At 58.4% G+C, this 15,598-nt stretch carries 16 protein-coding genes; 5 read left to right on the forward strand and 11 right to left on the reverse strand.

Features of this window, described 5'->3' with window-relative positions:
• Positions 1-24: 24 nt before the first annotated feature.
• The gene (gene queG / locus Q0239_RS10305) at positions 25-1,164 is read left to right on the forward strand and encodes a tRNA epoxyqueuosine(34) reductase QueG (RefSeq protein WP_298602251.1); all 1,140 of its coding nucleotides are present in this window, start codon (positions 25-27) and stop codon (positions 1,162-1,164) included.
• Here queG and Q0239_RS10310 read toward each other — a convergent pair.
• Both Q0239_RS10310 and Q0239_RS10315 read right to left on the reverse strand, forming a co-directional pair.
• Positions 1,142-1,540 carry a hypothetical protein gene (locus Q0239_RS10310; RefSeq protein ID WP_298602254.1) on the reverse strand — a complete coding sequence of 133 codons (399 nt, stop codon included), beginning with the start codon at positions 1,538-1,540 and terminating at the stop codon, positions 1,142-1,144. The genes queG and Q0239_RS10310 overlap by 23 nt on opposite strands.
• Positions 1,537-2,208 carry an EI24 domain-containing protein gene (locus tag Q0239_RS10315; RefSeq protein WP_298602258.1) on the reverse strand — a complete coding sequence of 224 codons (672 nt, stop codon included), beginning with the start codon at positions 2,206-2,208 and terminating at the stop codon, positions 1,537-1,539. Before Q0239_RS10315 ends, Q0239_RS10310 begins: the two co-directional genes overlap by 4 nt.
• A gap of 96 nt (positions 2,209-2,304) precedes the next feature.
• Between Q0239_RS10315 and Q0239_RS10320 the strand changes: the two genes are divergently transcribed.
• Positions 2,305-3,303, forward strand: coding sequence for an adenosine kinase (locus tag Q0239_RS10320; protein WP_298602261.1), 999 nt, complete (start codon positions 2,305-2,307; stop codon positions 3,301-3,303).
• Here the strand turns inward: Q0239_RS10320 and Q0239_RS10325 are convergent.
• Positions 3,300-4,037: a hypothetical protein gene (locus Q0239_RS10325; protein ID WP_298602264.1), complete on the reverse strand. Its 738-nt coding sequence runs from the start codon at positions 4,035-4,037 to the stop codon at positions 3,300-3,302. The two genes, Q0239_RS10320 and Q0239_RS10325, sit on opposite strands and share 4 nt — an antisense overlap.
• A 395-nt stretch (positions 4,038-4,432) precedes the next feature.
• Here Q0239_RS10325 and Q0239_RS10330 point away from each other — a divergent pair, with 395 nt between their 5' ends.
• Positions 4,433-4,867, forward strand: a complete 435-nt coding sequence (locus Q0239_RS10330) for a hypothetical protein (RefSeq protein ID WP_298602267.1) — start codon at positions 4,433-4,435, stop codon at positions 4,865-4,867.
• Between the two features lie 239 nt (positions 4,868-5,106).
• On the opposite strand, the gene Q0239_RS10335 is transcribed toward Q0239_RS10330, so the two are convergent.
• Positions 5,107-5,655, reverse strand: coding sequence for a type VI secretion system tube protein Hcp (locus tag Q0239_RS10335; RefSeq protein ID WP_298602269.1), 549 nt, complete (start codon positions 5,653-5,655; stop codon positions 5,107-5,109).
• Between the two features lie 99 nt (positions 5,656-5,754).
• Positions 5,755-6,081, reverse strand: a complete 327-nt coding sequence (locus Q0239_RS10340; protein ID WP_298602272.1) for a hypothetical protein — start codon at positions 6,079-6,081, stop codon at positions 5,755-5,757.
• A 100-nt stretch (positions 6,082-6,181) separates the two neighbouring features.
• Between Q0239_RS10340 and Q0239_RS10345 the strand changes: the two genes are divergently transcribed.
• Positions 6,182-6,598, forward strand: coding sequence for an aldehyde-activating protein (locus tag Q0239_RS10345; RefSeq protein ID WP_298602275.1), 417 nt, complete (start codon positions 6,182-6,184; stop codon positions 6,596-6,598).
• Positions 6,599-6,685: 87 nt separating this feature from the next.
• On the opposite strand, the gene Q0239_RS10350 is transcribed toward Q0239_RS10345, so the two are convergent.
• Complete coding sequence (locus Q0239_RS10350) at positions 6,686-8,911, reverse strand: SEC-C metal-binding domain-containing protein (RefSeq protein WP_298602278.1); 2,226 nt, start codon at positions 8,909-8,911, stop codon at positions 6,686-6,688.
• Between the two features lie 14 nt (positions 8,912-8,925).
• Positions 8,926-11,901, reverse strand: a complete 2,976-nt coding sequence (uvrA, locus tag Q0239_RS10355; protein ID WP_298602281.1) for an excinuclease ABC subunit UvrA — start codon at positions 11,899-11,901, stop codon at positions 8,926-8,928.
• Between the two features lie 113 nt (positions 11,902-12,014).
• Here uvrA and Q0239_RS10360 point away from each other — a divergent pair, with 113 nt between their 5' ends.
• A complete protein-coding gene (locus Q0239_RS10360) occupies positions 12,015-12,920 on the forward strand; it encodes a murein L,D-transpeptidase catalytic domain-containing protein (protein ID WP_298602284.1) in 906 nt (301 codons plus the stop codon).
• A gap of 12 nt (positions 12,921-12,932) precedes the next feature.
• On the opposite strand, the gene Q0239_RS10365 is transcribed toward Q0239_RS10360, so the two are convergent.
• From Q0239_RS10365 to Q0239_RS10380, 4 genes are all read right to left on the reverse strand, one after another.
• Positions 12,933-13,541 (reverse strand): DUF4126 domain-containing protein, encoded by a 609-nt coding sequence (locus Q0239_RS10365; RefSeq protein WP_298602287.1) that lies wholly within the window; start codon positions 13,539-13,541, stop codon positions 12,933-12,935.
• A gap of 169 nt (positions 13,542-13,710) precedes the next feature.
• The gene (locus Q0239_RS10370; RefSeq protein ID WP_298602290.1) at positions 13,711-14,226 is read right to left on the reverse strand and encodes a hypothetical protein; all 516 of its coding nucleotides are present in this window, start codon (positions 14,224-14,226) and stop codon (positions 13,711-13,713) included.
• Between the two features lie 53 nt (positions 14,227-14,279).
• Positions 14,280-15,233: a hypothetical protein gene (locus Q0239_RS10375; protein ID WP_298602293.1), complete on the reverse strand. Its 954-nt coding sequence runs from the start codon at positions 15,231-15,233 to the stop codon at positions 14,280-14,282.
• The coding region (locus Q0239_RS10380; protein WP_298602296.1) for a sigma-70 family RNA polymerase sigma factor at positions 15,230-15,598 on the reverse strand (369 nt) is incomplete at its 5' end. The genes Q0239_RS10375 and Q0239_RS10380, both read right to left, overlap by 4 nt.

Below are 15,598 nucleotides of genomic sequence, written 5' to 3' on the forward strand. Positions count from 1 at the left end.
CCGATACCCGAATAGGGACTGCGCGTGAAAAGACACAAGACAAATTTGGTTAACGCCCTGAAGGAAAAGGCGAGGGCGGAGGGTTTTGCCGATTGCCGCGTGGCTCCTGGCTATCTCGCACCTGAAGCGGGCGACCGATTGCGTCAGTGGCTTAATGAAGGTCGAAATGGCGATATGCTCTGGATGGCCGATCGCGTCGACCAGAGATCGAGCCCTGACGGCCTATGGCCAGAAGTACAGTCAGTCATCATGCTCGGCATGAGCTATGCGCCTGAAACCGACCCTATGGCTCTTGAGGCGCAGCCGGATCGGGGGCGCATATCGGTCTATGCGCAACGCAAGGATTATCATGACGTCGTCAAAGGTGCGCTCAAGCGTTTGGCGCAATGGTTCGTCCATCAAACGGGCAGCGAGGTGAAGGTGTTCGTTGATACGGCACCGGTGCTGGAAAAGACCCTCGCCGAGGCAGCCGGGCTGGGTTGGCAGGGCAAGCACAGCAACCTCGTCAGCCGCGAACATGGAAGCTGGCTGTTTTTGGGCGCGATTTACACAACTGCAGTGCTGGAGCCTGATGTTGCAGGGCGCAACCGCTGTGGATCATGTACTGCCTGCCAGTCTGCCTGTCCGACAGATGCTTTTCCTGCACCCTATCGTGTCGACGCACGCCGCTGTATTTCCTACCTGACGATCGAGCATAAAGGGCCGATCCCGCAGCAGTTCCGCCGCGCGATCGGGAACCATATCTATGGCTGCGACGATTGCTTGGCGGCTTGCCCTTGGAACAAATTTGCCCAAACCGCTTCGGTGCACAAAGCGCTGCTACAGCGGACGGAATTGTCAGAGCTGCCATTGGCTGGTTTGCTTGCACTCGACGACGGAGCCTTCCGGCAGTTGTTTGCCGGTACGCCAATCAAGCGGACCGGGCGGGATCGCTTTGTCCGGAATGCCGCAATTGCGGCTGGCAACAGTGGCGATACCGCTCTGGTCCAGCCGCTGGTCTTACTGTTAGACGATGCCAGTCCGCTGGTGCGCGGCGCAGCCATCTGGGCGATCGCGCAATTGGATGAAGTTCAATTTTCGTTAGAAAAAAGTGCTCGACTCAAATTTGAGTCAGATGAAACGGCGCTTCTTGAGTGGGAGGTCAACGCGCCATCAGCGCGTTGACACATTGTGCACGGTCCACCTCGGCCCCGTCGCTGCGCCGCGCATCGACATGGGTTACAGTCTCCGCGCCATTCTTGCCGTCGGGATAGAGATAGGCATCGAGGATGCAGGCGCGACCGCTGAACTGCAGTTTGCGCCCCTGCACCTCAATAATATCAAGGCGCGGCGGGCCGAACATGCGGACCAGCGTTCCCATGTCCTTACCCATAACGGCGTCGAGTCCCTTTGAGGATGATGCCGTTCGCGCTGTCGGTGAAGTGGCGGCGGGTTTGTCCAGCGGCACGGGTGGGCTTTGCGGACGTTTGGGCTCGGCGCTGGCAGCGCCGCAAGCCGTCAGCATCATTGTAGCAATTGCGATCGAGGCAAATCTCTTCACTTGGTTGTCACCCTGAATTTTCCATGCGCCATATGCACGGCAGACGCGGTGGCGACAACCGGGACAACAAACTGCAATAGTGGAACCATCATGCCTGCAGCACCAGCGAAGCCAAGCATCAGTCGCTCACCCTTGCCGAAAGCGGCCAGATGATGCCCGTGCCGCGCGACCAGCATATCCTCCAGATCGCGTCCGAGCAGCAGGGCATTGACGCCAAGAAACACCAGAGGCGCACCGATGCCGGTAATCAGCAAGACCAGATAGAATGGCAGCGCCAACAGATTATATCCGAGCGCGCGCATGGCCGAGCGCATACCCATCTGCGCCGACTGCCAGTTGCTCGGCCGCTTGCCGCGCGCGGCCTCGAAAGGATAATGCTTTGCTTCGATGATATCGATGATGTCGTCGGAAAAGACCCAGGTGATGGCAATCGCAATCATCCGGAACAGCACCAACCCGCCGATCAGCAGCACGGCGAAGGCGGCGACGGCGCTCAACCCGCCATCATTGGCAAAGCCGAGGGCATGGAACAGCCAGTCTATCGAATACCAAAGGCCAACACCCAGGAGAACGAACGACAGCAAAGTGAGCAGCATCACCCGTGCGAGGATGCGCATAATGCCCTTGTCCGAAAGACTGGCGAAGCCGAGCGAGATGGCCCTGAACATTACACCAAGATAGTGCGGGTGTATTACACATGCAAGCCACTTGCCCTTTTGCCTCGACCGCATTAGGGCGCGCCAAACCCTGAACAGGAAGTGCAAATGACGCAAACCCGCTACGACGTGCTGGCCATCGGCAACGCGATTGTCGACGTGATTTCAGACGCCGATGATGCCTTTATCGCTGCCCAGAAGCTCAACAAGGGCGGGATGACGCTGATTGATGCCGAACGGGCGCAGTCGCTTTACGACGCGATGGGCCCCGGTCGCGAGATCAGTGGCGGCAGTGCGGCGAATACGCTCGCCGGACTTTCGCGGCTGGGCCACAAGACGGCCTTTATCGGGCAGGTGTCGCAGGACCAGCTCGGCGATGTGTTTGCGCACGATATCCGCGCGACCGGGATCGATTTTGACGTGCCCGCTCGCCCCGGCGAGCCGCCGACCGCGCGCTGCCTGATATTGGTGACGCCCGATGCGCAGCGTACGATGAACACCTTCCTGGGCGCCGCGCAGTTCCTTCCCGAGACCGCTATCGACAAAGGCAAGATCGAAGCTTCCGATTGGCTGTATCTCGAAGGCTATTTGTGGAATGCGCCTGAATCGCGTGCGGCGATGACGGGGGCGATTGCTATTGCCAAAAAGGCCGGACGCAAGGTCGCGCTCACGCTGTCAGACGCATTTGTTGTTGATGGCCATCGCGATGAATTCTTCGCGCTGATGGATGACGGTTCGCTCGATCTGCTCTTCGCCAATGACACCGAAGTGCGCGCGATGATGCAGACCGAGGATACCGAAGCCGCCGTCGCGGCGCTTGCGGCGCGCGTTCCGATGCTCGTCTGCACACATGGCGCGGCGGGCGCAGAGGCGCATCGTGGCGACGAACATGCGCGCGGTGGTGCCGAAAAAGTCAACCGCGTGGTTGATACCACCGGCGCGGGGGGTCTTTTCGCGGCCGGCGGTTTTGCCGGGCTGGCGGAGGGCCGCAGCCTTGAGGACTGCCTGACCATGGGCGCCGTCTGCGCCGCAGAGGTCATCAGCCATTATGGCGCGCGGCCTGAGGCGGATATCCGCAAGCTCGTCGCCGAACGGCTCGGTTCCTAATAAGGCAAGGCCCGCACGACATCGGGCCAGAAGCCGAGCGCCCAGATCGGATAGCGTACGAAATAGCCGAAGATCAGCGCACCGAGCCCCCATTTGGTGGCCCAGTGCAGGCCGCCAATTGTCTTCCTGTCCCACAGGATCAGCGGGACAACAAAGGCGAAGGCGACCAGTCCGCTTACCGCATGTCCCACCATCACCGGCGGGAAAATCGGCCAGCGGCCGACGCCGGGTTCGACCATCATCAGCGTGAAGAGCAGCATGAAGCGCTTGTGCGCCTGCGGATCCATGCGGTTGCGCCAGCCCATGATCAGCATCAGGATCATCGGCGGCAATGCCATCAACGGCACCACCGACCAGCTTTCGGCGTCGATGATCGGCGGGGGGGTGCCGCGCGCAATGGCGTGGGTCGCGGTCAGATAGGATAAAGGGATGATGATCACCGCGAGCGCAAATCCCCAGACGCCCAGCTGGCGATGAATATCGCGCCGCTTTGCCGCCACCAGCCGGATTTGGGTGTAGAATATCGCCAACCATCCGGTCAGCGCGATGCCATGCACCATGACGAGAGGCGTCAGCGACGGGTTGGGCCGTGGATAGCTGACCATCTGGAAAAGATAGAAACTCGGCGCAAAGCCGATGAAAATCGCGATGATGACGGCGAGCACCATGCGCCCATAGAAACGACGCTCGGCATCTTGGGCCTCGGCGCCGGTGAACTTGGCGTTTGTCGCCATACCCCTTCCCCCCGGAATTATGTTCGGTGCGACCCGAAGGGCTGGGATTATGTTGCGGTGTCCCGCCTTGAGACAGCTTGTTACATATCTGTGACAGCCTGTGAATCGCCCATTTGACCTATATCGGTAGATAGGGGCTGGGGTGCGGCAAAGCGAACAGGGCGGAATGGCCTTAAGGTGACATAGTACACCGGAAGGGTGGGGGCCTATTGTTACTTGTGTCACTTTAACGCCGCCAATTGGGCTGGTATCTGCGGTGGGGTAGGGGTGGCAAACACCGTCTTCCATCGCACCAGCCAAGCAGAAAAGACGGGTGTAGGACAGCGTCCCGATTGACCGATATCAATTCCCGCGCCCCCACGCCTGTGCCACTGTCGGTGCAAGGGAGGATGAAGATGCAGGACAGGCAGGCCAAGCTGGCGCTGGTTGAAAAGAGCCTTGAGCGCGCGGCGGAGGCGGTGGGCGATATCACCGCGCCGCTGATGGCGCGCTTTTACGCGGCGCATCCAGCGGCAGAGGCAAGTTTCGAGCATCACGGCCTCGGCAAACGCGCCCTGCTGGAGGCGGAGATGGTCGGCAATGTCCTCTATTGCCTGATGACCTGGTTCGAACGGCCGGAGGAGATCCGCATCATCCTCTATGATTCGATCCCGCATCATCAGGAAACGCTGAAGGTCGAGGCCGGCTGGTATGAAGGGATGCTCTGGGCAGGGATCGATCTGGTTGAGGAAACGCTGCCCCCCGACGCGGATGACGAGCGCGCCGTGTGGGAGGAAATGCGCACCGGCTTTGCGGAGACAATAGCGAAAGCGCGCAGCTTTATCGGGTGAGTGTGCGGGAAGCTGCGGGTGCTCGAAGATATACCCTCTCTCCTTTAGGGGAGAGGAGCGAGATTTGGCAGCTTGCTGCCTAGTCGCAGCGGAGAGGGGCTATGACGTGTAGATTGCGCCCAGCCTCCCCCTCTCCACTTCGTCTAATCGCTTTCAGCGATAAGACTTCGTACCTCTCCCCTAGAGGAGAGAGGGTAAAGTTTCACGCGGGGCCGTAGGCGGCCTTAACCGCCCGCCATTCAATCCCATTCGATCTTGGTGAAGTTGAAGCTCACTTGTTCGCTCGCGCACTGGCTGACGGTGGCATCCAATATCCGCCCCATGCGACCGGTCGATTTCTGCTTGATCGCAAGGCTTTCGATTTTCTGCCCGGCCGCACACCCTCTCCATGCCGGCATCCGGGCCGCAGCTTCGCGGACTTTCTGCACCGCCGGTAAAAGCAGAGCTGCCGTCTCAGCGTCAGTAGCCGCGCGAAGCGGCAAGGGCTCGTGTGAGCGTTTGCCTGTGGCCTGCCCACTCGCTCTGTCGGCTGTCCCGTCGCCATTCACATCGCCGGTAGCAACATGGACGCCGCCCGAAGCCGATTCCTCTTCGACAAGGCGCAATGAAGACAGGTCTGTCCAGTTCTTATGACCCTTTTCGCGGGTCTTTGTGTCTTTGCTTTCGCCATCAACGCCGCCAAGCTTCAGATAATAGTCGGTGCTTGCGGCATAGGCTGGTGCGTTCAAGGTGATAGCGGCCAAAGCGCATGCAAGCGCGGCCGATTTTCTGCGCAGATGATATGTCATGGGAACTCCTCCTTTTCCCGGTGATAGGGGAGTTTACACCATTTAACATAATAACGAAAGCGCGATCGGCCGTTCAACGATGCGACCGGCTTTTACCGCTCACCCTTCCAGATAGGGCAGCAGTTCGGGCGGGCCGATTTCGCGCAGGCATTGCTTCACGCCCGCTATTTCGTCGGCGCCGGTCGGCGGGTTGGCGACCAGATCCTGCACGCTCTTGCCGGCTAGCACCTTGTCTGCGACGCAATTGCACACCTGTTCGCGATCAAGCTCAATCCCTTCGGGTACGTCGACCATGCCATTGTTGCAGGTGGAAACCAGCTGCTCGCGCAATTGCGTCTTCACCCCCTCGTCAATCGCCCCGCCTTCGCCACAGGCGGAAAGCGTGAGAAGGGCGATCGGGGCAAGCGAAAGGGCGGACAGGCGCATATGGGGCAACTCCTCTGGTTGGCTGCTGCCGATATGGGGAGGGGTGCGGGGATTTGAAGGGGGGGCATGACAAACCGTCAAGCCGCGCTAAAATCGCCCGATGACCGACCCTCTATCCGCCACCTGCCATTGCGGCGCGGTGCATGTGCAGATCGCGCGCGCGCCGGACTTTATCTTCGAATGCAATTGCAGCCTGTGTAACAGCCACGGCGCATGGTGGGGCTATTATGACCCAGGCGAAGTGGAGGTGACGGGGGAGACGCGAGGTTATGGAAGAGTTGATCGCGAAACTCCGGCCGTGGAAGTGCATTTCTGCCCGCGCTGCGGCTGCACCACGCATTTTGCTCTGGCCGAGGCCTATCTGGAAAAGAGCGGCGTCGCGAATGACCGCATGGGCGTCAACATGCGCCTGTTCGACCGCGCGGCGCTATCGGGGGTGAAGCTGCACTATCCCGATGGCCGGGCATGGGATGGCACCGGCGAGTGGGGCTATGTGCGCGAGGCGGTGGATTTATAGGGGGGATGGGGTTTGCGCAGAAAGGATGTGGACGTAGAGGAGCTTCAAAAAATCGGAAAATTGTAGCCTAAAGTCTCCAACTCTATCTCATTGTTCTATACAGCAATTCTTGTATTTCTTTCCGCTTCCACAAGGGCATTTTTCGTTGCGCCCTATTTTTTTTCGCCCATAGAGGGAGTGTGTAACTGTCCTTACTCGGAATGGAGCTGCGTGTTCTTCCAAACGCTGCTCAAACTTCCATGGAAAATCGAACCCTATCATGAACCTCGGAGTGCCATCTTCCGCCACTGATACACCGTACCAACGATCTGACTTGGTCACGTATTTTCTCATCTCGCAATGATACGTCAATGCGTCCTTTGCTTCATTTTGTGGCTGGCGGTTACAATGAACTGTAATACCCCCGCCTCCTTCTAGACCCATTGTGATGTCATGTTGGCCAGAATCGAGCGAAGTCATTTGGATGACTCTTCCTATACCTTTGTTAAATTCGTCGGCAGTAGCGCTACTCATACCAAGAATGGTTTCACCGAGCCGGTGTACTTCCGGACGTTCTGATGATTCTACATGTTCTAAAATGATGCCCGCGGGAGTGTTTTTAAAACGAGTCAGTTGTCCTTTGGGCGTTGCTGGCCCAGAAATGCCCTGCTTCCGCACAGCCATTGCTAGGTCAATTTCAAGCGATATGTCATCCGCGAGAGCAAAAAACTCGTTCTGCTCGATATGAAGATTTTTCTTTATATACCAAGACAAGGCTATAAGCTCATGCGACATATATAGCTTGCCAGCAGAACTTGATCTTTTCACTAAATAGTCAGTGAAATACAAAGGAGACGAAAGAAATTCTGAAATAACTTCAAGTGTGAATATGTCTGTTACCAATGGATTGCATATACCAGGAATATTTGTTAGTTTTAGAAATATTTCGCTTTGGAATGCGAGGGCTGGGTAGTGTTCACTACTAATGCAAATTGGATAATACTCTCGGATATTACCTTGCTGGTGAAAGTCGATGGGGCCATCTTCGGTAAAGGCGGCCATGCAGTTTTTTATGTGTTGAATGCATTCTATAGCTTGATCATAGCCTTCTTGTACGGCTGCTTGGAAGTCTTTTGCAATAGAATCGTCATCACCGTGCCAAGAAGCAAGTGTAAGCCTTTTTGATTTTGCTTGAACAACAAAAGCTCGAAAACCATATATTAAAATTGCATCTGCTTCTCCAATGATATTTCCTGATAGATCTTTGAATATTACATTTTTGAAAACATATTTATTTGGAAAAACACGAAGAAGTGTTTTTTCCGTAAAATGCTCTGTAAATTGTCCTCTATACTGCGAATGTATTCCTAAATACTTTTTATCTGATGTTATCCAGTAAAAAGGATTTTCATACAAAGCAGCAAGCGTAGCATATTCCAAAAATGATATCATTGTTCCGTTTGATAGTATCAAAATTGGATGGCTAGACGCCTTGTTGTATTTACCAAAATCATAGTTTGATAATTCTTTATCATTTTCAAGCACGCTAAATGAGTCTATTATTTTATTAACTTTTTCGATTTCCATCCCTGTTTGTTCGATGATCTCGTCTAATGTGAAGGTAAAAAGGGGAAGGTAAGTCCATTGTGAAGGGTGTTGTGACCGAATTGCTGCCTGAATCTTTGGAAAATTACTATCTACAATCCTTCGAATTGCTGTCAAAACCGTCGCCGCTTCGTCGATGTCGAAGCCTTTGTTCGTTTGCAGCCACTGGCGATCTGCTGCATAGCGTTCCCGCGCTAGCGCCTCATACTGAAACGAAAATGCTGACTCCCCCCCGTAGAAAATTGCCTCCCGCAAAATTGTGCCGGAACCCATCGGGTTTTTCTGATCAGCATCGAGGCTAGGGCCAGTCCTCATAGCGGAGGAAAAATGTTCATGGCCGGCTGCGACCAAAGCTTGATGAAGCTCGTGTAGTAGGGAAACGGCACGATCAGTATAGTTTTTAAGCAAACCAAGTTCTGGGATTCTGGAGTCAACCTTTCCCGAGAGCATTAGGCCGATTAATAAATTGGTCTCCGTTCGAAGTAGCCTGTCCGGTTCGTAGATTTTTTGAAAATCTTCTACTGTAAATTCGTCGATTGCAGTGACAACATTGCTTTTGAAAACGAGTGCCGCCAGAGCATGTATGAATCCTGGACTTTGAGCCAAACTCCGAATGTCTGCGAAAATTTCGGCTTCAGTTCGTGACGCGGACTGTGGCTTGGTTTTGTCGTGAACGTGCTGTCGTCCGAATCGTTTGCTCTCTGCTCTCTTTCGTTTTTTGCTACTCATCGGATTCTACTGCATCAATCTTGGACGTTCGGCTGCTTTGAACTAAGCAGCGGCTTCAAATAATGCCCGGTATAGCTGGCCGCCACCTTAACCACATCCTCCGGCGTCCCCTCCGCCACAATCTCCCCGCCCTTCACGCCCCCCTCGGGCCCCAGATCGATAATCCAGTCGGCCGTCTTGATCACATCCAGATTATGTTCGATCACCACCACGCTATTACCCTGCTCGACCAGCCGGTGGAGCACCTCCAATAATTTCCGCACATCCTCGAAATGCAGGCCGGTGGTGGGCTCGTCCAATATGTAGAGTGTCTGCCCGGTCGAACGGCGGGACAGTTCCTTGGCGAGTTTCACGCGCTGCGCCTCGCCGCCCGATAGCGTCGTTGCCTGCTGCCCGACCTTGACATAGCCGAGGCCGACCTCTGCCAGCATCGCCATCTTGTCGCGGATCGGGGGGACGGCCTTGAACACCTCGACCGCATCCTCGACCGTCATGTCGAGCACATCGGCGATGCTCAGCCCCTTCCACTTCACCTCCAGCGTTTCGCGGTTGTAGCGTTTGCCCTGGCATTCCTCGCACGTCACATAGACGTCGGGCAGGAAGTGCATCTCGATCTTGATCAGGCCATCGCCGCTGCATGTCTCACACCGCCCGCCCTTGACGTTGAACGAAAAGCGGCCGGGCTTGTATCCGCGCGCTTCGGATTCCGGCAGGCCGGCGAACCAATCGCGGATGTTGGTGAAGGCGCCGGTATAGGTGGCGGGGTTGCTGCGCGGGGTGCGGCCGATGGGTGATTGGTCGATGTCGATCACCTTGTCGCAATGTTCGAGGCCCGTGACCTTGTCATGCGCGCCCGCAATCACCCGTGCGCCGTTCAAGGAGCGGGCGGCGGCGGCATAGGGCGTGTCGATGGTAAAGCTCGACTTGCCCGAACCCGATACGCCGGTGATGCAGCAAAATGTGCCGAGCGGGATGGACGCGGTGACGTTTTTCAGGTTGTTCGCGCGCGCGCCGTGGAGGGTGAGCTTCTTCTTGTTGCCCTTGCGCCGCGTCTTGGGAACCGCGATTTCGCGGGTGCCGTTGAGATAATCGGCGGTGAGCGATTTGGCCTTCAGGATCGTCTCCAGCGTCCCTTCCGCCATCACCGTGCCGCCATGCACGCCCGCGCCGGGGCCGAGATCGACTATCCAGTCGGCGGTGCGGATGGCATCCTCGTCATGCTCGACGACGATCACGGTGTTGCCAAGGTCGCGGAGCCGCTGCAGCGTGGCGAGCAGCCGGTCATTATCCTTCTGGTGCAGGCCGATGCTGGGTTCATCGAGCACATAGAGCACGCCCGACAGGCCGGAGCCGATTTGCGAGGCGAGGCGGATGCGCTGGCTCTCCCCGCCGGAGAGCGTGCCGCTGGTGCGATCAAGGTTGAGATAATCGAGCCCGACATTGTTGAGGAAGCCGAGCCGCTCGTTGATCTCCTTGAGGATCGCCTTGGCGATTTGCGACTGGGTGGGGGTGAGCTGCGCGTCGAGATTGCTGAACCAGACCAGCGCGTCCGCCACGCTCATCCGCGTGGGTTCGGAGATGTTGGTGCCCGCGATCTTGACGCTCAACGCCTCGGGCTTCAGGCGCGCGCCGTGGCAGGTTTCGCAGGGCTGGCTGGTCTGGAACTTGCCCAGCTCCTCACGCATCCACGCGCTGTCAGTCTGCAACATGCGGCGGTTGAGGTTGCCGATCACGCCCTCAAACGCCTTTTTGACGGTGTAGCTTTTGCGGCCATCCTGGAAGGTCAGCTCGACCGGCATGCCGCCCGTGCCGTGGAGGATGATCAGTCTTTGGTCGGGCTCCAGCGCGTTCCACGGGGTGGTGAGGTCGAAGTCATAGGCTTTGGCGAGGCTGGACAGCACCTGCATGTAATAGGGGCTGGGCGGGTTCGATTTCGCCCAAGGGACGACCGCGCCCTGTTTGAGCGAAAGCGCCTCATTGGGGACGACAAGCTGCGGATCAAATTCCAGCCGCTCGCCCAGCCCGTCGCAATCTGGACACGCCCCCTGCGGCGCGTTGAAGCTGAACAGCCGCGGCTCGATTTCGGCGATGGTGAAGCCCGATACCGGGCAGGCGAATTTCTCGCTGAACACGATGCGGTTGGGGGGCAGGCCGGTTCCTTTCATTGCCCCACCGGTCACGTTGCTGGGCGCTGGGGTGAAGGTCGCCCGTGCTTCGCCGAACGCCGTCGGCACGCTATCCGCACCGCCCATCGCCTCCGCCACCGTGCCGTCGGCCAAATCGACAAAGGCCAGCCCCTCGGCCAGCTTCAGCGCCTGCTCGAACGAATCCGCCAGCCGCGTCTGGATGCCGTCCTTCACGACGATGCGGTCGACCACGACCTCGATGTCATGCTTGTACTTCTTGTCGAGCGCGGGGGCTTCCTCGATGGGGTAGAATTCGCCGTCGATGCGCACGCGGGTATAGCCCGCTTTCTGCCATTCGAGCAGCTCCTTGCGATACTCGCCCTTGCGCCCGCGCACCACGGGGGCGAGCAGATAGGCGCGGGTGCCCTCGGGCAATTGCATGACGCGGTCGACCATCTGCGTCACCGTCTGCGCGGTGATCGGCAGGCCAGTGGCAGGCGAATAAGGCACGCCGACGCGCGCCCACAACAGGCGCATATAGTCGTAGATTTCGGTGACCGTCGCGACCGTCGAACGCGGGTTGCGGCTGGTGGTTTTCTGCTCGATCGAGATGGCGGGGGAAAGGCCCTCGATATGCTCGACATCGGGCTTCTGCATCATCTCGAGGAACTGGCGCGCATAGGCGCTCAGGCTCTCGACATAACGCCGCTGTCCTTCGGCATAGATGGTATCGAAGGCGAGGCTCGACTTGCCCGACCCCGACAGGCCGGTGATCACGATCAGCTTGTCGCGCGGCAGATCGATATCGATGCCTTTGAGGTTGTGCTCGCGCGCACCGCGCACGCTGATGTGGGTGAGGCTCATAGACCGCTTGTTCCAGATTTGTTCGCAAAGCGCAAGAGTCGCGCTGTTCCATTTCGAGATGGCCGCGCTTGCGGGGTTTTGCAACCCGGCGCTTTTGCTGTAAATTGAACATCATGCAGCGACCTGGGGGCAGATTCGCAGCGTATCGAAACGCTCTATGCGCGGTGCTTGGCATCGCTTCCTTGGCCGCACCCGCAATTGCGCAATCCGAAATAGTATTTGCTCCCGGCACCGGGGATGCGACGCTGATCACCGCCCAGCCCATCGGTCCCGCGTTCAAGCGCTTTTCGTGCACCGGTTTTCAGGAAGCCAAGGCAAAATTGCTGTCAGTCTATTCGGGTGAGCAATCGGAGGGCTTGGCTACGCCGCAACACCGCCTCGATCGCTCGCTGCTCGACGAAACGCTCGCGAGCTATGAAAAGCATGTCTGCCTGTGGGGCAGCGGCAGCGGGCCTTCGATGATGGTGGTCGTCGATTTCGCCAAGCGCAGCTCTGACCCGCGGCTCTATGTCGTCGATCTGGAAAGCGGGGAAGGGCTCGACACCCCGGTTGTAGTCGCGCATGGCATCGGTTCAGATCCCGACGATGATGGCTATGCCGATGCCTTTGGAAATGTATATGAAAGCTGGATGTCCTCGCTGGGCGCGGCGCGCGGAGGCGAACTGTATCGCGGGCGGAATGGTCTTTCACTGCGGCTCGACGGGCTCGACCCTTCCAACAGCGCGATGCGCACGCGCGATATTGTCGTGCACAGCTATGCGGCTGAGCGTCGGCGCTATTTCAACTATAGCCTGATGTCTGCGCGCGGCGGCAAGCCGGGGACGAGCGAGGGCTGCTTCGTGGTCGAACCACACCGGCGAGACTGGCTGTACGACCGGTTGCGCGATGGCGGCTTCCTCTATGCCGGGCTTGGCAAGCAAGGCATGGAACAACGCGGCAAGCCGGTGCCCGTGCAGTCAGCGCCTACCCAATCTGCCTTTCAGCAGGTCTTGTTCCGCCAGGGGACCGGAACGGAATAAGCTGCTTGGGCCTTACCCCTGCGGTGGAGTGGGATCAGGTTGCGGCGCGAAAAATTTCTGCAACATGCGCTTGGCTGCAAACAAGCCCCATATGGTCAGTGCGAGCAGGACTAGCGCAATGAGCGCGGCGGCGACCGGATAGGCGAAAGCCAGCGCAAGTAAGCCGCCGGTCACGACGTCTTCTGCTGTGGAAAGGATGATATTGCTAACCGGTTCCGGACTGGTGTTGACCGCGGCGCGCGTCGTTGCTTTGGTTGCGTGACTGGCCAGCGCTGCCCCGCCGCCCAGCAGGAAGACGATGACCTGCCAGACCGGATCACCGGCATCGACCACGGCCAGCGCCAGCATCGCTCCGCCCAAAGGCCGGATTAGCGTGTTGAGGCCATCCCAGATCGAATCTAGCCAGGCCACCTTGTCGGCGAAAAACTCAGCAACCGCTCCAAGCCCTGATATCCCGATAACCCATGGGTTGGCGAGCGCATCGAGCATTTTCAGATTTTCGGGAAGGTCGACGACGCCGAAATGCATCGCGAGGCCGGTTGCGAAGACGGTGAGGTAGAGCCGCCAACCTGATAACAAGCTAACACTGGCTGCCAGGCCCAGCAATTCGACGATACCCATCCAGCTTCTCCCCGAGTTACGGTGCGGATGTCGTGATGGTGCCAGTGTGCGTGGGTTGTGGCAAGCTTCGCCACACAATGTTTACAGTCAGGACCAACAGGCTGGCCGCCCCGCCGGGTGTGTGATGGACAGCGGGACGGCCAAGGGGGAAGGGAGAGGGTGTCCCGCCTCAGCGTTTGCGCTGCCTGCGGGTAACACTGGTGTCGCGGGTCACATTGCCGTTTGACCGCGAAACCGTGTCCGTGCGGTTATAGATTTCGGAACCATTGCGCGAAGCTGAACGGTTTGCAGTGAAACCGTTTTCGGTGCGGGTCTTTGAACCCGTATAGCTATATTCGCCGCCATTGGGCCCGGTTCCGCTGCCGGTCGCAGTCCAGCCATTGTCGGTCTTGGTGCGCTCAACATCATAGGTCGCGGTCTTGCCGTTGAAGCCGGTACGCGATCCACTGCCGGTGAAGCCGGTGTCGGTGCGCTGGCGATCGCGTTCGGTGGTTGCAGTCGCGCCGTCGCTTTTGCGGGTAACAATCTTGTCCGAACTGAAGGTTCCGGCTTCTTTGTCGCGGACCGAAGTTTTCGTGCCGCTGGCCTTGGGGCCATCAAAGGTCGAGGTGCGGGTAACCGGTTCGGCGAAGGCTGCGCCCGCCAGAAGAGTGGCGGAGAGGGTGATTGCTATCAGCTTTTTCATGGGTCAAATCCTTTGCTGTCTATTGAAGGCCGTTTTTGACCGCCTTCAGATAGTCAACGCACGACGTCGCCATTCCCTTCGCTTTCGGGTGCAATTTTTTCTGCTTCAGGTGGAGTCGCAGACGCTGATTGTGCGATGGCCAGCAGTTCGCGGCGGATGGCGCGACGCTCTGCGGGTGCAGCTGTCCGCATCTGCTCGCGCAGTTCGCGGATGCGCGTTTGTTGTTCGGGAGGCAATTGGCGATATGCTTCGCGCCGCGCTTCCGCCTTGGCCGGATCGATCCGCGGCTGTTGCAGCTGATCCCCAGTCGCGGCCTTGTCCTCGACGGCTATGCCGGTCGCGGCTTCTGTGCGCTGTGCCATTTCGCGGCGCGCCAGTTCGCGTCCGATTTTGCGCCGGATTGCGGGATTTTGCAGCAGCCGATGCTCGGCAAGCGCGCGCCGCAATTCAGGGAGTGTTACCTCACCCTTTTCAAGCATGGTCTCGATTTCCTGCCGCGCGATGGCGAGACGTTCCTGCCTTGGCAGCGCCCGAAACTCAGGATCCGTGCGCAGCCGCTGGTACAGAGCGCGCACCGCCTGGCGTCCACTGGGTGTAGGTCCGGTTTCTGGTTGAGCCGGAGCGATGTCCTTGCTGACGACAGCGGGTTTCGCTTTGGGCTTGGGAATGTCCTTTTGGGGCAATTCGACCAGCTTGGCCTTGGCAAGCGCGTCGCTTACCATAGGGACATAGACGGGATCGCCGAAAAATCCTGATGCGGCGGCGGTTGCGGTGGCGATACCAAAAGCGGCGACCACTGTGACAATGCGCCCAGAACGACGCCAGCCAGCGCTGCCAAACCGTCGGCGGGCTGGAGCAAGTGGTGGCGTGATTGGATAAGATTCGACAGGCAAGTCACCCGCTGCGATGCGCGCGGCCAGCCGGTCACCAAAGCCATGCGGCAAAGGCGGCACCGTCAGCCGGTCAAGCGCGGCGGAGATATGCGGCGGGAAGGCGGGTTCGGTCATGCCGTCACCCCTTTACCTTCGACGCATTCGCGCAAGCTGGCCCGCGCGCGGAACAGCAGCGATTCAAACGCTTTGATCTGCATGGCCAAGATATCGGCGGCCATCCTGTTTTGCCTTTCCTCATAATAGGTCAGTACAATCGCGGCACGCTGCCGGTCGGGCAGCGCCTCGATACAGCCAGCGACCGCGCTGCGAACTTCATCTTCTTCTAGTGCTTCGTCCGACAATGGACTTTCATCGGCGCGTTCGGGAACCGCATCATCAGCGGCAAAGCGCCGACGACGGATGCGATCAAGGCAGGCATTCGTGGCAACGCGGGTCAGCCATGCTGTCACACCGGGGCCGCCTGCCTTCCAGCGTTCGGC

It is taken from the genome of uncultured Sphingorhabdus sp. (genome assembly GCF_937872355.1).
Lineage (GTDB): Bacteria > Pseudomonadota > Alphaproteobacteria > Sphingomonadales > Sphingomonadaceae > Sphingorhabdus_B.

Coding starts and splice junctions, on each gene's coding strand:
- Q0239_RS10365 (WP_298602287.1), bottom strand. CDS start 13,541: ATGGGTATCGTCGAATTGCTGGGCCTGGCAGCCAGTGTTAGCTTGTTA.
- Q0239_RS10340 (WP_298602272.1), bottom strand. CDS start 6,081: ATGCGCCTGTCCGCCCTTTCGCTTGCCCCGATCGCCCTTCTCACGCTT.
- Q0239_RS10320 (WP_298602261.1), top strand. CDS start 2,305: ATGACGCAAACCCGCTACGACGTGCTGGCCATCGGCAACGCGATTGTC.
- Q0239_RS10335 (WP_298602269.1), bottom strand. CDS start 5,655: ATGACATATCATCTGCGCAGAAAATCGGCCGCGCTTGCATGCGCTTTG.
- Q0239_RS10360 (WP_298602284.1), top strand. CDS start 12,015: ATGCAGCGACCTGGGGGCAGATTCGCAGCGTATCGAAACGCTCTATGC.
- Q0239_RS10330 (WP_298602267.1), top strand. CDS start 4,433: ATGCAGGACAGGCAGGCCAAGCTGGCGCTGGTTGAAAAGAGCCTTGAG.
- Q0239_RS10315 (WP_298602258.1), bottom strand. CDS start 2,208: ATGTTCAGGGCCATCTCGCTCGGCTTCGCCAGTCTTTCGGACAAGGGC.
- Q0239_RS10325 (WP_298602264.1), bottom strand. CDS start 4,037: ATGGCGACAAACGCCAAGTTCACCGGCGCCGAGGCCCAAGATGCCGAG.
- Q0239_RS10350 (WP_298602278.1), bottom strand. CDS start 8,911: ATGAGTAGCAAAAAACGAAAGAGAGCAGAGAGCAAACGATTCGGACGA.
- Q0239_RS10375 (WP_298602293.1), bottom strand. CDS start 15,233: ATGACCGAACCCGCCTTCCCGCCGCATATCTCCGCCGCGCTTGACCGG.
- Q0239_RS10370 (WP_298602290.1), bottom strand. CDS start 14,226: ATGAAAAAGCTGATAGCAATCACCCTCTCCGCCACTCTTCTGGCGGGC.
- Q0239_RS10345 (WP_298602275.1), top strand. CDS start 6,182: ATGACCGACCCTCTATCCGCCACCTGCCATTGCGGCGCGGTGCATGTG.
- uvrA (WP_298602281.1), bottom strand. CDS start 11,901: ATGAGCCTCACCCACATCAGCGTGCGCGGTGCGCGCGAGCACAACCTC.